This is a genomic window from Streptomyces pseudoechinosporeus, from assembly GCF_054783935.1.
Genome location: NZ_BAAGPS010000009.1, coordinates 86,444 through 102,929, shown reverse-complemented (window position 1 = coordinate 102,929; position 16,486 = coordinate 86,444). Strand labels below are relative to the sequence as shown.

General features: G+C 69.3%; 13 protein-coding genes and 1 pseudogene. All 14 read left to right on the top strand.

Translation table 11 applies throughout. From position 1 onward, the window contains the following. Window positions 1-93 precede the first annotated feature (93 nt). The 14 genes and pseudogenes from ACYVO6_RS11990 (at window position 94) to ACYVO6_RS11925 (ending at window position 16,422) form a co-directional block, all read left to right on the top strand. Window positions 94-750: a GntR family transcriptional regulator gene (locus tag ACYVO6_RS11990; protein ID WP_393415311.1), complete on the top strand. Its 657-nt coding sequence runs from the start codon at window positions 94-96 to the stop codon at window positions 748-750. Beyond that, the gene (locus tag ACYVO6_RS11985; RefSeq protein ID WP_461060206.1) at window positions 747-1,658 is read left to right on the top strand and encodes a dihydrodipicolinate synthase family protein; all 912 of its coding nucleotides are present in this window, start codon (window positions 747-749) and stop codon (window positions 1,656-1,658) included. Before ACYVO6_RS11990 ends, ACYVO6_RS11985 begins: the two co-directional genes overlap by 4 nt. Continuing rightward, entirely contained in the window at window positions 1,655-3,415 is a 1,761-nt protein-coding gene (araD, locus tag ACYVO6_RS11980; RefSeq protein ID WP_461060204.1) for an L-arabinonate dehydratase, read from the top strand. The genes ACYVO6_RS11985 and araD overlap by 4 nt, the downstream gene beginning before the upstream one ends. Before the next feature lie 114 nt (window positions 3,416-3,529). Next, complete coding sequence (locus ACYVO6_RS11975; RefSeq protein ID WP_461060202.1) at window positions 3,530-4,465, top strand: carbohydrate ABC transporter permease; 936 nt, start codon at window positions 3,530-3,532, stop codon at window positions 4,463-4,465. A gap of 17 nt (window positions 4,466-4,482) precedes the next feature. Then, window positions 4,483-5,358 (top strand): carbohydrate ABC transporter permease, encoded by an 876-nt coding sequence (locus ACYVO6_RS11970; RefSeq protein ID WP_461061358.1) that lies wholly within the window; start codon window positions 4,483-4,485, stop codon window positions 5,356-5,358. A 115-nt stretch (window positions 5,359-5,473) separates the two neighbouring features. Beyond that, window positions 5,474-6,631 (top strand): Gfo/Idh/MocA family protein, encoded by a 1,158-nt coding sequence (locus ACYVO6_RS11965; RefSeq protein ID WP_461060200.1) that lies wholly within the window; start codon window positions 5,474-5,476, stop codon window positions 6,629-6,631. Then, window positions 6,628-7,470 (top strand): DUF6807 domain-containing protein, encoded by an 843-nt coding sequence (locus tag ACYVO6_RS11960; protein ID WP_461060198.1) that lies wholly within the window; start codon window positions 6,628-6,630, stop codon window positions 7,468-7,470. The genes ACYVO6_RS11965 and ACYVO6_RS11960 overlap by 4 nt, the downstream gene beginning before the upstream one ends. Continuing rightward, window positions 7,467-9,020 (top strand): glycoside hydrolase family 43 protein, encoded by a 1,554-nt coding sequence (locus tag ACYVO6_RS11955; protein ID WP_461060196.1) that lies wholly within the window; start codon window positions 7,467-7,469, stop codon window positions 9,018-9,020. The genes ACYVO6_RS11960 and ACYVO6_RS11955 overlap by 4 nt, the downstream gene beginning before the upstream one ends. A 34-nt stretch (window positions 9,021-9,054) precedes the next feature. Further along, window positions 9,055-10,131 (top strand): annotated as a pseudogene (locus tag ACYVO6_RS11950) (pectate lyase family protein); the annotation flags it as partial. A gap of 118 nt (window positions 10,132-10,249) precedes the next feature. Next, window positions 10,250-11,611 carry an ABC transporter substrate-binding protein gene (locus tag ACYVO6_RS11945; protein ID WP_461060194.1) on the top strand — a complete coding sequence of 454 codons (1,362 nt, stop codon included), beginning with the start codon at window positions 10,250-10,252 and terminating at the stop codon, window positions 11,609-11,611. 108 nt (window positions 11,612-11,719) lie between these two features. Further along, complete coding sequence (locus ACYVO6_RS11940) at window positions 11,720-12,520, top strand: rhamnogalacturonan acetylesterase (protein WP_461060192.1); 801 nt, start codon at window positions 11,720-11,722, stop codon at window positions 12,518-12,520. Between the two features lie 154 nt (window positions 12,521-12,674). Continuing rightward, window positions 12,675-13,979: a pectate lyase family protein gene (locus ACYVO6_RS11935; RefSeq protein WP_461060190.1), complete on the top strand. Its 1,305-nt coding sequence runs from the start codon at window positions 12,675-12,677 to the stop codon at window positions 13,977-13,979. A 102-nt stretch (window positions 13,980-14,081) separates the two neighbouring features. Next, window positions 14,082-15,209: a pectinesterase family protein gene (locus ACYVO6_RS11930; RefSeq protein ID WP_461060188.1), complete on the top strand. Its 1,128-nt coding sequence runs from the start codon at window positions 14,082-14,084 to the stop codon at window positions 15,207-15,209. Further along, a complete protein-coding gene (locus ACYVO6_RS11925) occupies window positions 15,193-16,422 on the top strand; it encodes a dienelactone hydrolase family protein (RefSeq protein ID WP_461060186.1) in 1,230 nt (409 codons plus the stop codon). Before ACYVO6_RS11930 ends, ACYVO6_RS11925 begins: the two co-directional genes overlap by 17 nt. Window positions 16,423-16,486 lie beyond the last annotated feature (64 nt).

The following is a 16,486-nucleotide window of genomic DNA, read 5'->3' as shown; positions in this document are numbered from 1 at the left end:
GAGACGCGATACGCGAGATCAGATACGTGAGATACGCGTATCCGATCCCGTGATCCGACACGTGAAGTGATCGATGAGATCCGAGAGGCGCGCATGACCTCTGTGCCCACGCCGATCCCGTCCCGCACGCAGTACGTGCTGGAGGGGATCAAACACCGCATCCTCACCGGGCAGTTGACGCCCGGTCAGGCCCTGGTCGAGACGGAGCTGGCCGCGCAGTTCGGGGTGTCCAAGACCCCGGTGCGGGAGGCGCTGAAGACCCTGGCCGGCACGGGGCTCGTCGTGATGAACCAGTACAAGGGCGTCACGGTGCGCATGGTGGACGCGGACATGGCGCGCGAGGTGTACGACGTGCGGCTGCTCCTGGAGCCGGAGGCCCTGCGCCGTTCCGTGCAGCGCGGCGCCTCCCTCGACACGGCGCGCGAGGCGCTGGAACGCGCGGACGCCGCCACCGACACCGCCCAGCGCTCCCTGGCCAACCGGGAGTTCCACCGCGCCCTGTACGTCCCCTGCGGCAACCCGCTGCTCGGCCGGATGCTCGACGAGGTGCGCGACCAGGCCGCACTGGTCTCCGCGGTCGCCTGGGCCGCCAACCCCTCCTGGGAGCGGGAGGCCGGCGAGCACCGGGAGATCCTGAGGCTCGCCCTCGAGGGCGACTCGGACGGCGCGGCCCGCGCCCTGCACTCGCACATCGCGTCGTTCGTGCACCGGGCCTTCCCCGAGGCCCAGGGAGAGGGTGAGCAGAAGTGAGCAGCGCGACGTTCGAGACGGAGCGGGCGGCGCTGGCCGATGTGGTGGCGATCCCGGTGACCCCGTTCGCCGAGGACGGCACCGTCGACCAGGACAGCCACCGCGCCCTGCTGCGCCGCCTGATCGAGGGCGGCGTACGCACCCTCACGCCGAACGGCAACACCGGCGAGTTCTACGCACTGAGCCCACAAGAGCGCCGCCTGGTCACGGAGTTGACCATCGACGAGGCGGGCGAGCGGGCCGTCATCCTGGTCGGCGTCGGGCACGATGTACCGACCGCCGTCGCCTCCGCGCGGCACGCCCGCGACTGCGGGGCCCAGATGGTGATGGTCCATCAGCCGGTGCACCCGTACGTCGCGCAGGGCGGCTGGGTCGACTACCACCGGGCGATCGCCGAGGCCGTCCCCGAGCTGGGCGTCGTCCCGTACATCCGCAACGCGCAACTCCTCGGCGCCCGGCTCGCCGAACTGGCCGACGACTGCCCGAACGTCATCGGCGTGAAGTACGCCGTGCCGGACGCGGCCCGCTTCGCCGCCTTCGCGCGGGACGCGGGACTCGACCGCTTCGTCTGGGTCGCGGGGCTCGCCGAGCCGTACGCGCCCTCGTACTTCTCGGCGGGCGCGACCGGCTTCACCTCGGGTCTTGTGAACGTCGCCCCGTCCGTTTCGCTGAACATGATCGAAGCGCTTCGATCAGGCGACTACGCAGGCGCCATGAAGGTGTGGGAGCAGATCCGCCGGTTCGAGGAACTGCGCGCGGCCAACGGCTCCGCCAACAACGTGACGGTGGTCAAGGAGGCCCTCGCCTCGCTGGGCCTGTGCCGTCGCGAGGTCCGGCCGCCGAGCCGCCTGCTGCCCGAGCCCGAGCGCGCCGAAGTCGCCGCCATAGCGGCGGGGTGGTCCATATGACCGACAGAAGCCCAACAGCAGGCCCGGACGAAACAGCCGACGGCGCAAGGGAGTTGCGCAGCCACCAGTGGTACGGGACCGAAGGCCTGCGGTCCTTCAGCCACCGGGCCCGCACCCGCCAGCTCGGCTACCTCCCCGAGGAGCACCTGGGCAAGCCGGTCATCGCGATCCTCAACACGTGGTCCGACATCAACCCCTGCCACGTCCATCTGCGGGACCGCGCCCAGGCGGTCAAGCGCGGAGTGTGGCAGGCCGGCGGCTTCCCCCTCGAATTCCCGGTCTCCACCCTCTCCGAGACCTTCCAGAAGCCCACCCCGATGCTCTACCGCAACATGCTCGCGATGGAGACCGAGGAGCTGCTGCGGTCCTATCCCGTGGACGGGGCCGTGCTGATGGGCGGCTGCGACAAGTCCACGCCCGCCCTGCTCATGGGCGCCGCGTCCGTCGATCTGCCGGCCGTCTTCGTGCCCGCCGGGCCCATGCTGCCGGGCCACTGGCGCAACGAAGTCCTGGGCTCCGGCACCGACATGTGGAAGTACTGGGACGACAAGCGGGCCGGGCTCATCGGCGACTGCGAGATGACCGAGCTGGAGAGCGGCCTCGCCCGCTCGCCGGGCCACTGCATGACCATGGGTACGGCGTCGACGCTGACGGCCGCCGCCGAGGCCCTCGGTGTCACCGTGCCGGGTGCGTCCAGCATCCCCGCCGTCGACTCCGGGCACGACCGGATGGCCGCCGCCAGTGGCCTGAGGATCGTCGAACTCGTCCGCAAGGACCGGAAGTTGTCCGACCTCCTCACCCAAGAGGCCTTCGACGACGCCGTGACGACCGTCCTGGGTCTTGGCGGTTCCACGAACGCCGTCATCCATCTGATCGCCATGGCCGGGCGGGCAGGCGTACGGCTCACGCTGGACGACTTCGACCGGATCGCCCGTACGGTGCCGGTGCTGGCGAACGTACGGCCCGGCGGCCGGACGTACCTGATGGAGGACTTCCACTTCGCGGGCGGGCTGCCCGGCTTCCTGTCACGGATCACCGATCTGCTGCACCTGGACCGGCCGACGGTGTCCCACGACAGCATGCGCGAGCAGCTCGCATCAGCTCAGGTGCACAACGACGACGTGATCCGCCCGCGCCACAACCCGGTCGCGGACGAGGGCGGGGTCGCGGTCCTGCGCGGCAACCTCTGCCCCGACGGCGCCGTCATCAAGCACATCGCCGCTGAGCCGCATCTGCTCAAGCACACCGGTCCGGCAGTCGTCTTCGACGACTACAAGACCATGCAACGCACCATCAACGACCCGGAGTTGGGCATCACCGCCGACAGCGTGCTGGTGCTGCGCAACTCCGGTCCCAAGGGCGGCCCGGGCATGCCCGAGTACGGCATGCTGCCCATCCCCGACCATCTGCTGAAGCAGGGCGTACGGGACATGGTGCGGATCTCCGACGCCCGGATGAGCGGCACCAGTTACGGCGCGTGTGTGCTGCACGTGGCGCCCGAGTCGTACATCGGCGGACCGCTCGCCCTCGTACGGACAGGGGACACCATCACCCTCGATGTAGAGGCGCGGACCCTTCAACTCAACGTGAACGACGACGAGTTGGAGCAACGCAGGGCGGCCTGGACGCCGCCGCCCGAGCGGTACGAGCGCGGTTACGGAGCGCTCTACAACGAACAGATCACCCAGGCCGACACCGGCTGCGACTTCGCCTTCCTGGCCAAGCCGGGCAAGGTGCCGGACCCGTACGCGGGCTGAGCGAAGCACAGCGCACAAGAAGTACAGCGCACCAAGCCGCAGAAGCACAACGCACCAAGCGCAAAGGACGAGCGCGCACAGCACCACCCGCACCCCCGAGAACGGAGAACAGTCATGGCCCAAGCCGCAGCCGTGGCGAAAAAGCCCGCGCCACCCCGGCGGCGCCGCGGCTCAGCCACGCCACGCAGGCTCCCGTATCTGCTGATCGCCCCGGCGGGACTGCTGATGCTGGGCTTCATCGCCTACCCGGTGCTGAGCGTCTTCTACTACAGCCTGCAGGACTACAACCCCACCAAGCCCTGGCGGAACGGCTACGCGGGCTTCGAGAACTTCGTGTACGCCTTCACCGAGGACCCGCTGTTCTGGGACACGCTGATCTTCAGCGCCAAGTGGGTCGTCGTCGAGGTCGGGCTGCAACTGCTGTTCGGTCTGGCGCTCGCGCTGATCGTCAACCAGACCTTCGTGGGGCGGTCGCTCGGCCGTGCCATGGTGTTCTCGCCGTGGGCCGTCTCCGGGGTGCTCACCTCCGCGATCTGGGTGCTGCTCTACAACTCCCAGACAGGCATCACCCGTTATCTCGCCGACATGGGGATCGGGGAGTACGGCACGAGCTGGCTGTCCGACACCTCAACCGTCTTCCCGGCGGCGGTGGTCGCCGATCTCTGGCGCGGCGTCCCCTTCTTCGCGATCCTCATCCTCGCCGACCTCCAGTCCGTCTCGAAGGACCTGTACGAGGCCGCCGAGGTCGACGGGGCCAGCCGCTTCAAGCAGTTCCTCCACATCACACTGCCGCACCTCAAGGACGCCATCATCCTGTCCACGCTGCTGCGCGCGGTGTGGGAGTTCAACAACGTCGACCTGCTCTACACCCTCACCGGCGGCGGACCCGCGGGCGAGACGACGACACTCCCGCTCTACATCGCCAACACCAGCGTCGACGCCCACAACTTCGGCTACGCATCGGCCCTGACCACGGTGGCATTCGTGATTCTGCTCTTCTGCTCGATGGTCTATCTGCGGCTGAGCAAGTTCGGAGGTGACGACAAGTGAGCACCACACAGGCCACCATGGCGGCGCCCGCTCCCGAGGACGAGGCCCCCGCACCGCAGCGCCCGGCCAAGCGACGCCGCGCCTGGGACGAAGTCCCACGCTGGCAGATCTACTTCCCCCTCGGCATCTACCTGGTCTTCACGCTCGTCCCCTTCTACTGGATCCTCCTGTTCGCCCTGCGCGAGCCCGGCTCGACCTCCCTCGTGCCCTGGCCCATGACCTTCGAGCACTTCGAGAAGGTGTGGACGGAGCGCAGCTTCGGGACCTACTTCGAGAACAGCGTCTACGTCGGCATCGCCACCCTCGTGATGACCACGCTGGTCGCGCTCGCCGGCGGCTACGCGCTCGCCCGCTTCAACTTCAAGATCAAGCGCGCCTTCATGCTGGCCCTGCTCTGCTCCCAGTTCGTGCCCGGCGCGCTGCTCCTGGTCCCGCTGTTCCAGATCTTCGCCGAGCTCCAGATGATCAATTCGCTCGGCAGCGTCATCATCGCCGAGACCGTCTTCCAGCTGCCGCTGTCGATGATCCTGATCAGCGGCTTCATCCGGAACGTCCCGTACTCCCTCGAAGAGGCCGCCTGGGTCGACGGCTGCACCCGTCTCACCGGCTTCCGCGTCGTCGTCCTGCCGCTGCTGCGGCCCGGGTTGATCGCCGTCGGCTCCTTCGCCTTCGTGCACTCCTGGAACCACTTCCTGTTCGCCCTGATGTTCCTCAGCAACCAGGACAAGCAGACGATCCCCGTCGGACTCAACAGCCTGATGAGCGCCGACAGCGTCGACCTGGGCGCACTCGCCGCGGGCGGCATCATCGCCGCCGTACCCGTCGTGATCGTCTTCGCCTTCATCCAGAAGTGGCTGATCACAGGCTTCAGCGCCGGGGCGGTGAAGGGATGAGGGAAGTACGCACCTTGCTGCCGCGTACGAGAAGAGGGCGCCGCGTCCTCCAAGTCGCCCTCGCCTGCGGGCTGTTGGCCGCCCAGGCACGCGGTGCGGGAGCGGGGAGGATCCCATGACCACACCCGTGCCGATCGTCCTCGCGGGCGCGCGCGGCCACGGCTCCTGGCATCTGCGGAACATCCGCCGCCTCCAGGACAAGGGCCTCGTACGCCTCGCCGGAATCTGCGAACTGACGCCGCTCACCGAGGAGGAGCTGGACACCTTCGCCGCCGCGGGTCAACTGCCGGAGCAGTCCGCCGACTTCGGGGCCCTGCTGGACTCCACCGGTGCCGCGATCGCCGTGATCTGCACGCCGATCCACACCCACACCGACCTGGCACTGATCGCCGCCGGCAAGGGCGTACACCTGCTGCTGGAGAAGCCGCCCGCGCCGTCGTACGCCGAGTTCCGCCGGATGGCCGACGGGGTCGCGGCGGCCGGGGTGGTGTGCCAGATCGGGTTCCAGTCGCTCGGCTCGGGCGCCGTGCCCGCGATCCGGGAACTGGTCGCCGAGGGCGCGATCGGCGAGGTGACCGGGATCGGGGCGGCCGGTGCCTGGGCCCGCGCCGAGGAGTACTACCGCCGCGCGCCCTGGGCGGGACGCCGCACGCTGAACGGCGCCGATGTCGTCGACGGCGCGCTGACCAACCCCCTCGCACACGCCGTCGTCACCGCGCTCGCGCTCGACGGCGCCACCCGCGCCGAGGACATCACCGCCATCGAGGCCGAACTGCTGCGCGCCAACGCCATCGAGTCCGACGACACCTCGTGCGTACGCGTCACCACCGCGGCCGGCCGGCGGGTCACCGTCGCCGCGACCCTGTGCGCCGAGCGGCCCGACGAGCCGTACGTCCTCGTGCACGGCACCAGCGGCCGGATCACCTTCTGGTACAAGCAGGACCGCGTGCTCGTACAGCGGTCGGGGCACGGCCCGGAGGAGACCGAGTACGGCAGGACCGACCTGCTGGAGAACCTGGTCGAGCACCTCGAAGGCCGGGCCGAGCTGCTGGTCGCGCCCGACTCGACGGGCGCGTTCATGCGGGTCGTCGAAGCGATCCGGCAGGCGCCGGATCCCATCGCACTCGCCGAGGACGACTGGTACCTGCTGCCCGAAGAGAACCGCCGGGTCGTCCGCGGCATCGACGCACTGGTCAGGGCCGCCGCCGACACCCTCTGTCTCTACTCCGAGCTGGGCGCCTCCTGGGCGCTCCCGAACGAGGTGAGCACATGACGAACGACTCCCTGGTCCTGCGTATCGCGGGCCGTCCCGTCGGCCGTTACATCACCCGGCCCGAACTGCCGCCGAAGCTCTCGCCGCGTCCGTATCTGCACCCGGTCACCACCCTGGCGGGCACGGCGGTCACCGAGCTGAGCCCGGCCGACCACGTACACCACCTCGGCGTCGGTGTCGCCGTTCCCGACGTCGAGGGGAACAACTTCTGGGGCGGACGCACCTTCGTCCGCGACCAGGGCCCCACCGAGCTCGACAACCACGGCGCCCAGCGGCACGCGGGCTTCCAGCTGAGGGACCCGGACGGCTTCGTGGAGGAGCTGCGCTGGGTGGCCGCGGGCGGCGAGCTGCTGCGCGAGCGGCGTACCGTCGCCGCCACCGAACTCACCGACGCCGCCTGGGCGTTGGACTTCACGTTCTCCCTCACCAACACGACGGACGGGTCCCTGTCGATCGGCAGCCCGGCCACGAACGGACGCCCCGGCGCGGCATACGGCGGCTTCTTCTGGCGCGCCCGCAAGGAGGCCGAGTCGCCCGCCGTGTTCACCCACGACACCGAGGGCGAGGACGCGGTGCACGGCCAGCGCGCCGACTGGCTCGCCCTCGCGGGCGCCACCTGGACCCTGGTGTTCGCCGGCGCCACCGAACAGACCCGCCGCGACCCGTGGTTCGTGCGCACCGCCGAGTACCCGGGCGTCGGCTCGTCCCTCGCGCACGACGAGCGCCTGGAGATCGCGGCAGGCGACACCGTCGTACGCCGGATCGTCACCGTCGTCGCCGACGGCCGCCTCGGCCGGGGCGAGACGGCCGCGCTCGTCCGCAAGGCGGTGAGCCCATGAGCATCCAGAGCGCACCCGCCCTCACCTCCGACCTCGGCGACGGGACCTACCGCAACCCCGTCCTGAACGCCGACTGGTCCGACCCCGACCTGATCCGCGTCGGCGACGACTACTACATGACCGCCTCCAGCTTCGGCCGCGCCCCCGGCCTGCCGCTGCTGCACTCCCGCGACCTGGTCAACTGGACGCTTGTCGGACACGCACTCCAACTCCTCGAACCGGCAAAGGAGTTCAGGACTCCCCGGCACGACTGCGGAGTGTGGGCGCCGTCCTTACGGCATCACGACGACCGGTTCTGGATCTTCTGGGGCGACCCCGACCACGGCATCTACCAGATCAATGCCCCCCAGATACGCGGCCCTTGGACCCGCCCCCACCTGCTCAAGGAGGGCAAGGGACTCATCGACGCCTGCCCCCTGTGGGACGAGGAGACCGACGAGGCATATCTCGTGCACGCCTGGGCCAAGTCCCGCTCCGGCATCAAGAACCGGCTCACCGGCCATCGCATGCGGCCCGACGCCACCGGCCTGCTCGACGAGGGCAAGGTGATCGTCGACGGCGACCGCATCCCCGGCTGGTTCACCCTCGAAGGGCCGAAGCTGTACCGGCACGACGGCTGGTTCTGGATCTTCGCGCCCGCCGGGGGAGTGACGACCGGCTGGCAGGGCGCCTTCCGCTCACGCGGCTTCTTCGGGCCGTACGAGGAACGGATCGTGCTGGAGCAGGGCGACACCGACGTCAACGGCCCGCACCAGGGCGGCTGGGTGCGCACCCCGCCCGGTGAGGACTGGTTCGTCCACTTCCAGGAGCGGGGCGCGTACGGGCGGGTCGTCCACCTCCAGCCGATGCGCTGGGGTGCGGACGGCTGGCCCGTACTGGGCGACGAGGGCGCCCCCGTCGACGTACACAAGAAGCCCGACCTGCCGCCTCAGCCGCCGTCCGCGCCGGCCACCGACGACGACTTTCCCGGCGGACGCTTCGGGCGCCAGTGGCAGTGGACCGCCAACCCGCAGGACGGCTGGGCGACTTGGCACGCGGGCGACGGGCTACGGCTGACCTGCGTACGGACGGCCGACGCGCACGATCTGCGCAAGCTGCCGAACGTGCTCACGCAACGCCTGCCCGGGACCCCCGCCACCGTCGAGGTCGAACTCGCCCTGTCCGGCGAGGCGCCCGGCGCCCGGGCCGGACTCGCCGTCCTCGGCGACGCGTTCAGCTGGATCGGGCTCCAGCGGGGCACCGACGGGATGGTGCATCTCGTGCACCGGTTCGCCGAGTCCGTCGCGGAGCGGGAGCGGGACGCCGCGCATCCACGGCTCGCCCCCGAGGGACGGGCGCGGCTGCGGATCGAGCTCGGCGAGGGGGCGCGCTGCCGCTTCTCGTACGACGTGGGGGAGGGGTGGCAGCCCTCCGGGCCGGTCTTCACCGCCACGCCCTGGCGCTGGGTCGGCGCCCTGCTCGGCCTGTTCGCACTCGCGCCGACCGGCGGGGGACACGCTGGCGCGGCCACGTTCACGCAGTTCCGCATCACCGCACGACCGACTTCCTGAACTCACTTCATGTGTACGCCTGTTGGGAGCCGCAATGACGCACCTCCGTAGCAAGCGCTTGCCGGGACCGGAACCGGGGTCGAGACCGGGCCTGGGCAAGGCCCTGGTCACGGTCGCCGCCCTGGTGGCCTCACTGGGGCTGGGAGCCATCACCCCGGCCGAAGCCGCGACCGATGCGGCGACCAGTGGCACGGCAGCGCCTCGCTGGACCGACAAGGCGCACGGTTTCGCCTCCCTCGACGGCGGTACGACGGGAGGCGCCGGCGGCAAGGTCGTCACCGTGACCACCCAGGCCGACCTGGAGCGGTACGCGGCGGCCGAGGAGCCGTACGTCATCCGGGTCGCCGGCACGATCAAGGCCGAGCCGTTCGGCGCGAACGTCGTCGTCGCCTCGGACAAGACCATCATCGGCGTGGGCACCACGGGGGAGCTCGTCCAGGGCGAGCTGAACCTCAAGCCCGGCACCCACAACGTGATCATCCGCAACCTGACGATCCGCGACTCGTACGTCGAGGGCAACTGGGACTGCAAGGACACCGACTTCGACGGCATCCAGATGGACACCGTCCACCACGTCTGGGTCGACCACAACCGCTTCTCGCGGATCTGCGACGGCCAGTTGGACGTCCGCAAGGACAGCGAGTACGTCACCGTCTCCTACAACCGCTTCGAGAACAACAACAAGACCATCGGCATCGGCTGGACGACGAACGTCAAGACCCAGATCACCATCGACCACAACCTGTTCAGCGGTACGAAACAGCGCAACCCTTCCGCCGACAACTGCGCCTACGCGCACCTCTACAACAACTACCTGACCGCGCAGGCCGATCCGGGCGACCCGGTGTGGACGTACGGCAACTGGTCGCGCGGCAAGACCAAGATGGTCATCGAGAACAGCTACTACAAGGACGTCCAGCATCCCTACCAGGCCGATGCCACCGCCGAGTTGGTGCAGCGCGGATCGATCCTGAAGAACACCAGCGGGCGGCATGAGGCGTGGGGCGCGGCCTTCGACCCGCAGGACTTCTACAAGTACGAGCTCCACCCGGCCGTCGCCGTGCCCGCGCTCGTGAAGAAGTTCTCCGGACCTCAAGCGCGGATCGGCACATGAAGGGCCGGTACGTGAAAGGCCGCCACCTGAACCCGATGCTCACGGTCACCGAGCCGTGTGCCCACAAACCCCCACAACTTCACAGCTCGACGGATCCAGAAGAAGAGAGCCGACCATGAAGATCAGTATTCGCAGGAGCAGCAGGGGCGGACGGCGTATCGCCACGGCCGCCGCCGTGAGTGTCGTGCTCGCGCTGACCGCCACCGCCTGCGGTGACGACGGCAGCGGGGCAGCGGGCGACAAGGGTGAGGAGGGCAGCGGCAAGGGCGAGATCGTCTTCTGGGACAACAACGGCGGTGTCCGCACCGACATCTGGAAGGAGATCATCGCCGACTTCGAGAAGGCGAACCCGGACATCAAGGTCGAGTACGTCGGGGTCGCCGCCACCGAGTACCAGTCCAAGGTCGACACCTCCATCCAGGGCGGAGGCCTGCCGGACGTCGGCGGCGCCGGCGCGGCCATGCTCGCCGGTTTCGCCGCCCAGAACGCGCTGGAGCCGCTGGACGACCGCCTCAGCAAGTCCTCCCTCAACGGCAAGCTCAACGAGGACATGGTCAAGTCGCTGAAGTCCGCCGGCGGCGACGACGACAAGCTGTACTCGATCCCGACCTCCGCCAACAACGGTGTCCTCTACTACCGGACCGACCTGTTCGAGAAGGCAGGCCTGGACGAGCCGAGCACCTGGGACAAGTTCTACGAGGCCGCGGAGAAGCTCACCAACAAGGGCAAGAACGAGTTCGGCTACACCATCCGTGGTGGCGCCGGGTCCATCGCCCAGGCGCTGGACGCGATGTACGGGCAGTCCGGCATCACGTCCTTCTGGGACTCCAGCGGTGAGAAGACCACGGTCAACGACCCGAAGAACGTGGAGGCGCTGGAGAAGTACGTCGGCCTCTACAAGAAGGTCACTCCGGCTGCCGACCTCAACAACGACTTCACCAAGATGGTCTCCCAGTTCGACTCCGGCAGCATCGGCATGCTGAACCACAACCTGGGTTCCTACCAGGACCACGTGAAGGCGTTCGGCGTCGAGAAGTTCCGGGGCATCCCGCAGCCGATCGGTCCCGGCGACAAGCGGGTCCAGGTCTCCAACCCGGTCGACGGCCTCGGCCTGTTCAAGAGCTCCAAGAACAAGGAGGCCGCCTGGAAGTTCATCGAGTTCGCCACCTCGCACGCGGAGAACTCCAAGTTCAACCAGTCGGCGGGGCAGGTGCCGGCCAACACCGATGCCGCGAAGGACGCGTGGGTCTCCGAGGCCGAGCCGACCAAGCTCGCGGCCGACGCGCTCAGTGACGGTTCCACGACCATCGTTCAGCTGCCGTACTACCTGCCGGACTGGAACAACCTCAGCAAGGCCGACAACGAGCCCGCGTTCCAGAAGGTGATGAACGGGGACACGAGCGCCAAGGAGTTCCTGGACACGTTCGCCGAGCAGCTCAATGAGGCTCAGGCGGAGTGGAACGAGCAGAAGGGCTAGTACTCGCATAGTTCCCCGCGCCCCTTTGGGGCGCGGGGTAGCCCCCCACGTTGAAAGGCACCGCTGAACGTACTTATCCCGCAAGCCTGTTGAGAAAGGCACACCGTCGTGTCGCTCACCCGTAGACAGGTCAGTACGGCTGCTCTTGCCGCCGTTCCGCTCGCCGTTGCCGCGAGCGGGCCCGCCGTTGCCGCTACGCCAAAGCGTGGTGCTGGGCGGACCCTCTTTATCGCCGGTGATTCCACCGCCGCTCAGAAGTACGCCGACGCCGCGCCCGAGACCGGGTGGGGTATGGCCCTCCCGTTCTTTCTGCGCCGTGACCTACAGGTCTCCAATCACGCGGTGAACGGCCGGAGTTCGAAGAGCTTCGTCGACGAGGGGCGCCTCGACGTCATCCTCGGGGCGATCCGGCCCGGAGACCTCCTTCTCGTGCAGTTCGGTCACAACGACTCGAAGACCGCCGACCCCACGCGGTACACGGAGCCCTGGACGACGTACCAGGACTACCTCCGTCAGTACGTCGACGGGGCGCGGGCCCGTGGAGCGCGGGCCGTGCTCGCCACCTCCGTGGAGCGCAGGAAGTTCGACGCCGACGGGAACACCGTGCCCACGCACGGCGACTATCCGGCCTCGATGCGGGCTCTCGGCGCCCAGGAGGGCGTCGCTCTACTCGACATCGAGGCGTTGTCGCTCGCGCTGTGGCAGAAGCTCGGCGTCGAGGAGACGAAGAAGTACTTCAACTGGACCGCTTCCGAGCAGGACAACACACACTTCAACCCTCCGGGGGCGATTGCCGTGGCTCGGCTCGTGGCCGCTGAGCTGCTGCGCCGCCGGGTGCTTGCGCACCGGGACGTGCGTCGTCTGGGCGACGAGATTCCGGAGGCGTGGATCACTTGGCCGAAGGCGTAGGCCCTCCGCTGTAAGGCAGGTCCACTGCGGCCGGTTTGTCACCGCGGGTCCGTTGTGGCTTGTCGCGCCCGCGCGGCGGAGCCGCATATTGACCCAGCCCCGCGCCCCTGAGGGGCGCCCCCCGTACCCGCATATTTGGAAGGAACCCGCACTCATGCGTACCCGCAACTGGCATGCCCATGCCATTACCGCTGTCGTGGGCTGCACCGCCCTCGTTCTCACCCTCACCGGCCCCACCGCCCAGGCCAAGCCCCGCGACCTCGGTCGCGAGACCCTCGCCGCCGGCGACGGGTGGGGCTCGGAGGGCGCCGGCACCACCGGTGGATCCGCCGCCGACGCCGCGCACGTCTACACCGTCACCACCTGGGCGGAGTTCAAGGCCGCGCTGAAGGACGGTGGCGACGCGCCCAAGATCATCAAGGTCAAGGGCATGATCGACGCCGTCTCCGAGGGCTGCGAGGCCTTCGTCACCGGGGGGTACGACCTCCAGCAGTACCTGAAGGACTACGACCCGGCCGTCTACGGCAACGACGAGATCGCCAAGGGCCCGCAAGAGGACGCGCGGGTCGCATCCATGGCCAACCAGGACTCGGCGATCAAGGCCTTCATCCCCAGCAACACCACCATCGTCGGCGTCGGCAGGAACTCCGGCATCCTCGGCGGCAGCCTCCAGATCCTGGGCGTCTCGAACGTCATCATGCGCAACCTCACCATCGAGGCCCCGCTCGACTGCTTCCCCAAGTGGGACCCGACCGACGACAACAAGACCGGCAACTGGAACTCCGAGTACGACACCGTGGTCGTCTACGGCAGCGACCACGTGTGGCTCGACCACAACACGTTCACCGACGGGCGCTACCCCGACAGCGAGCGGCCGGTCTACTTCGGCAAGGTCTTCCAGCAGCACGACGGCCTGACGGACATCGTGCGCGGCTCCAACTACGTGACCGTGTCCTGGAACCGCTACGAGAACCACGACAAGAACATGCTGATCGGGAACGGCGACGGCCTCGCCGCCATCGACGCCGGCAAGCTCAAGGTCACCATGCACCACAACCGCTTCGACGGGATCCTCCAGCGGTCCCCGCGTGTGCGGTTCGGACAGGTCGACGTCTACAACAACCACTACGTGGTGACCGAGGAACAGAAGGACGACTACTACATCTTCGGCGTCGGCATCTCCTCACAGCTCCACGCCACCGACAACGCCATCTCGCTGCCGCCCGGCACCAGCGTCGGCAAGGCGCTGAAGAAGTGGAGCGAGGCCCCGCTGACCGCCGAGAAGAACTACGTCAACGGGAAGCTGACGGACCTGATCGCCGTGCACAACGCGGAGATCCCCGAGGAGACGTTGCAGCGGGGCGCCGGCTGGACGCCGACGCTGCGTAAGAAGGTCGACTCGCCGCGGGCCGTGCCGGGGATCGTCGGCCACGGCGCGGGTGCGGGACGCATCCGCTGACGTTCCCGAAAAACGGCCGGGGTCGCCCGCACCGCACCGTCACCGTGGGGTGCGCCGCCCCGGCCGGCCCCCGCACGAGCCGCACATCGAAGGAGCACCCGCATGCCCGCGCCTTACGTCCAACTCCCACTGTCCAGAAGGGGCTTCCTCCTTGCGGCCACCGGAACGGGCGCCGCCCTCGCCCTCACGGCGGCTCCCGCTCGGGCCGACGGCAGAAAGCGCCCGTTCGGCCGGTACGGGTCACCGGCCGCCCGCCGCACCCCGAAGACCCTGTACGTCGACCCGCGCGGCCAGGGCGACTTCACCTCCGTACAGGCCGCCGTGACCGCCGCGACCGGCAGCGGCTGGACACTGGTCCTGGCACCCGGCACCTACCGGGAGACGGTCGCCGTCGACCGCACCCGGACGGAGGCGACCTGGATCGGCGCCTCGGAGGACCCCCGCGACGTCGTGATCGTGTACGACAACGCGGCCGGCACGCCCAAGCCAGGCGGCGGCACCTACGGCACCAGCGGGTCCGCCACCACCACCGTGCAGGCCGACGGGTTCACCGCGCGGGACATCACCTTCGCCAACGACTGGCTCCGCGCCGACCACCCCGAGATCACCGGCACCCAGGCCGTCGCCATCAAGGTGCAGGGCGACCGCTCGGCGTTCCTGCGGTGCCGGTTCCTCGGGCATCAGGACACGCTGTACGCCGACTCGATGGCGCTCGGCACCTTCGCCCGGCAGTACTTCGCGCACTGCTACGCCGAGGGCGACGTCGACTTCGTCTTCGGTCGGGCCACCGCCGTGTACGAGCACTGCCGCTTCCACACGCTGGACCGGGACGTCGGCTTCACGCCCAAGGGCATGGTGTTCGCGCCGTCCACGGCCGGTGCCAACCCGTATGGCTACCTGGCCGTGAAGTGCCGTATCACCAGCGGCGCGGAGGACGGGGCGTACAAGCTGGCCCGGCCCTGGGTGCCGAGTTCCGACACCACGGCCCGGCCTGCCCTCGTGGTCCGCGACACCTGGATGGGCCCGGGCATCGACGCGGCCGTGCCGTACACCAACATGTCCTCCGGCTTCCCCTGGCAGGACCAGCGGTTCGCCGAGTACCGCAACACGGGACCCGGTGCCGAGATCCTCGTTCCGGGGAACCGGCCCCAACTGACGGATGAGCAGGCTCAGTTGCACACCCGTGAGACGTACCTCGGGGACTGGAGGCCCTATGCGCGGCGACGGTGACCGGGCTCCGGTCGGGAGGCGGGCCTTCGTCGCGGGAGCGGGCGCCGCGCTGTGGAGCGCACAGTCCGGTATGTCCGGGCCCGCCCTCGCCGCCGAGTCACCGGTCGGCGCAGCGGCGGCGGGCCCGGCGGCGACAGGCACAGCAGGAGGCATCGTCGAAGGCAACCTCCCCGACTTCTACCCCGCCCTCAAGGACGAGCTCCGCTTCCCCCTCGCCTGGGGCAACTCCCCGATCCGCGACTTCCGGGCCTGGCGCCGCACCGCCCGCGCCAAGGTCGAGGAACTGCTCGTCGCCGGTCGCGACGACACCGCGTACGCGCCCGAGTTCGGCGATCGCACCGAGGCCGACGGGTATACGCGCGAGCTCGTCACCTTCGGCCTCACCCGGTACGGCCGGGTGCGCGGCGCCCTGCTCACCCCGCACGGCACCGGCCCCTTCCCCGCCGTGCTGCTCCTCCACGACCACGGCTCGAAGTTCGACATCGGGAAGGAGAAGCTGGTCAGACCCTGGTACGACGGCGAGGCCCGGCTGCCGTCCGCGCTGGAGTGGGCGGACCGGTGCTTCAGCGGGCGGTTCGTCGGCGACGAGCTGGCCCGGCGCGGGTACGTCGTACTCGCCGTGGACGCCCTCGGCTGGGGCGACCGCGGACCCCTCGTCTACGAGCAACAGCAGGCGCTCGCCAGCAACTTGTACAACCTCGGCTCGTCCCCCGCCGGGCTCATGGCCCGCGAGGACGTACGCGCCGCCCGTTTCCTGGCCGGCCTCGACCGCGTGGACCGGCGGCGCGTCGCGGCCCTCGGCTTCTCCATGGGCGCCTACCGGGCCTGGCAGACCGCCGCGCTCAGTGACGACATCGCGGCCGGGGTGAGCGTGTGCTGGATGACCGGGCTCAAGGAGATGATGGTGCCCGGCAACAACACGCTGCGTGGGCAGTCCGCGTTCCACATGCTCCACCCCGGGCTTGCCCGCCACCTCGACATCCCGGATGTGGCGAGCATCGCCGCGCCTAAGCCGTTGTTGTTCTTCAACGGCGGCTTGGACACGCTGTTTCCTCCGGAAGGGGTGCGGGTGGCGTACGGCAAGATGCGCTCCGTTTGGCGCGCTTGCCGGGCCGAGGAGCGGTTGCGGTTGAAGACGTGGCCCGAGTCGGGCCACGTCTTCAACGACCGTATGCAGGACGAGGTCTACGCGTGGCTCGACGCCGTCCTGTGACAAAGCGCTCCGCTGGGAGGCCGGTTCGAAACTGCGGGTTCGTTGTGGCTTGTCGCGCCCACGC

Excerpts from the sequence above, each read along its gene's own strand:
- ACYVO6_RS11990 (WP_393415311.1), top strand. The coding sequence starts at position 94 with ATGACCTCTGTGCCCACGCCGATCCCGTCCCGCACGCAGTACGTGCTG.
- araD (WP_461060204.1), top strand. The coding sequence starts at position 1,655 with ATGACCGACAGAAGCCCAACAGCAGGCCCGGACGAAACAGCCGACGGC.
- ACYVO6_RS11975 (WP_461060202.1), top strand. The coding sequence starts at position 3,530 with ATGGCCCAAGCCGCAGCCGTGGCGAAAAAGCCCGCGCCACCCCGGCGG.
- ACYVO6_RS11970 (WP_461061358.1), top strand. The coding sequence starts at position 4,483 with ATGGCGGCGCCCGCTCCCGAGGACGAGGCCCCCGCACCGCAGCGCCCG.
- ACYVO6_RS11965 (WP_461060200.1), top strand. The coding sequence starts at position 5,474 with ATGACCACACCCGTGCCGATCGTCCTCGCGGGCGCGCGCGGCCACGGC.
- ACYVO6_RS11960 (WP_461060198.1), top strand. The coding sequence starts at position 6,628 with ATGACGAACGACTCCCTGGTCCTGCGTATCGCGGGCCGTCCCGTCGGC.
- ACYVO6_RS11955 (WP_461060196.1), top strand. The coding sequence starts at position 7,467 with ATGAGCATCCAGAGCGCACCCGCCCTCACCTCCGACCTCGGCGACGGG.
- ACYVO6_RS11945 (WP_461060194.1), top strand. The coding sequence starts at position 10,250 with ATGAAGATCAGTATTCGCAGGAGCAGCAGGGGCGGACGGCGTATCGCC.
- ACYVO6_RS11935 (WP_461060190.1), top strand. The coding sequence starts at position 12,675 with ATGCGTACCCGCAACTGGCATGCCCATGCCATTACCGCTGTCGTGGGC.
- ACYVO6_RS11930 (WP_461060188.1), top strand. The coding sequence starts at position 14,082 with ATGCCCGCGCCTTACGTCCAACTCCCACTGTCCAGAAGGGGCTTCCTC.
- ACYVO6_RS11925 (WP_461060186.1), top strand. The coding sequence starts at position 15,193 with ATGCGCGGCGACGGTGACCGGGCTCCGGTCGGGAGGCGGGCCTTCGTC.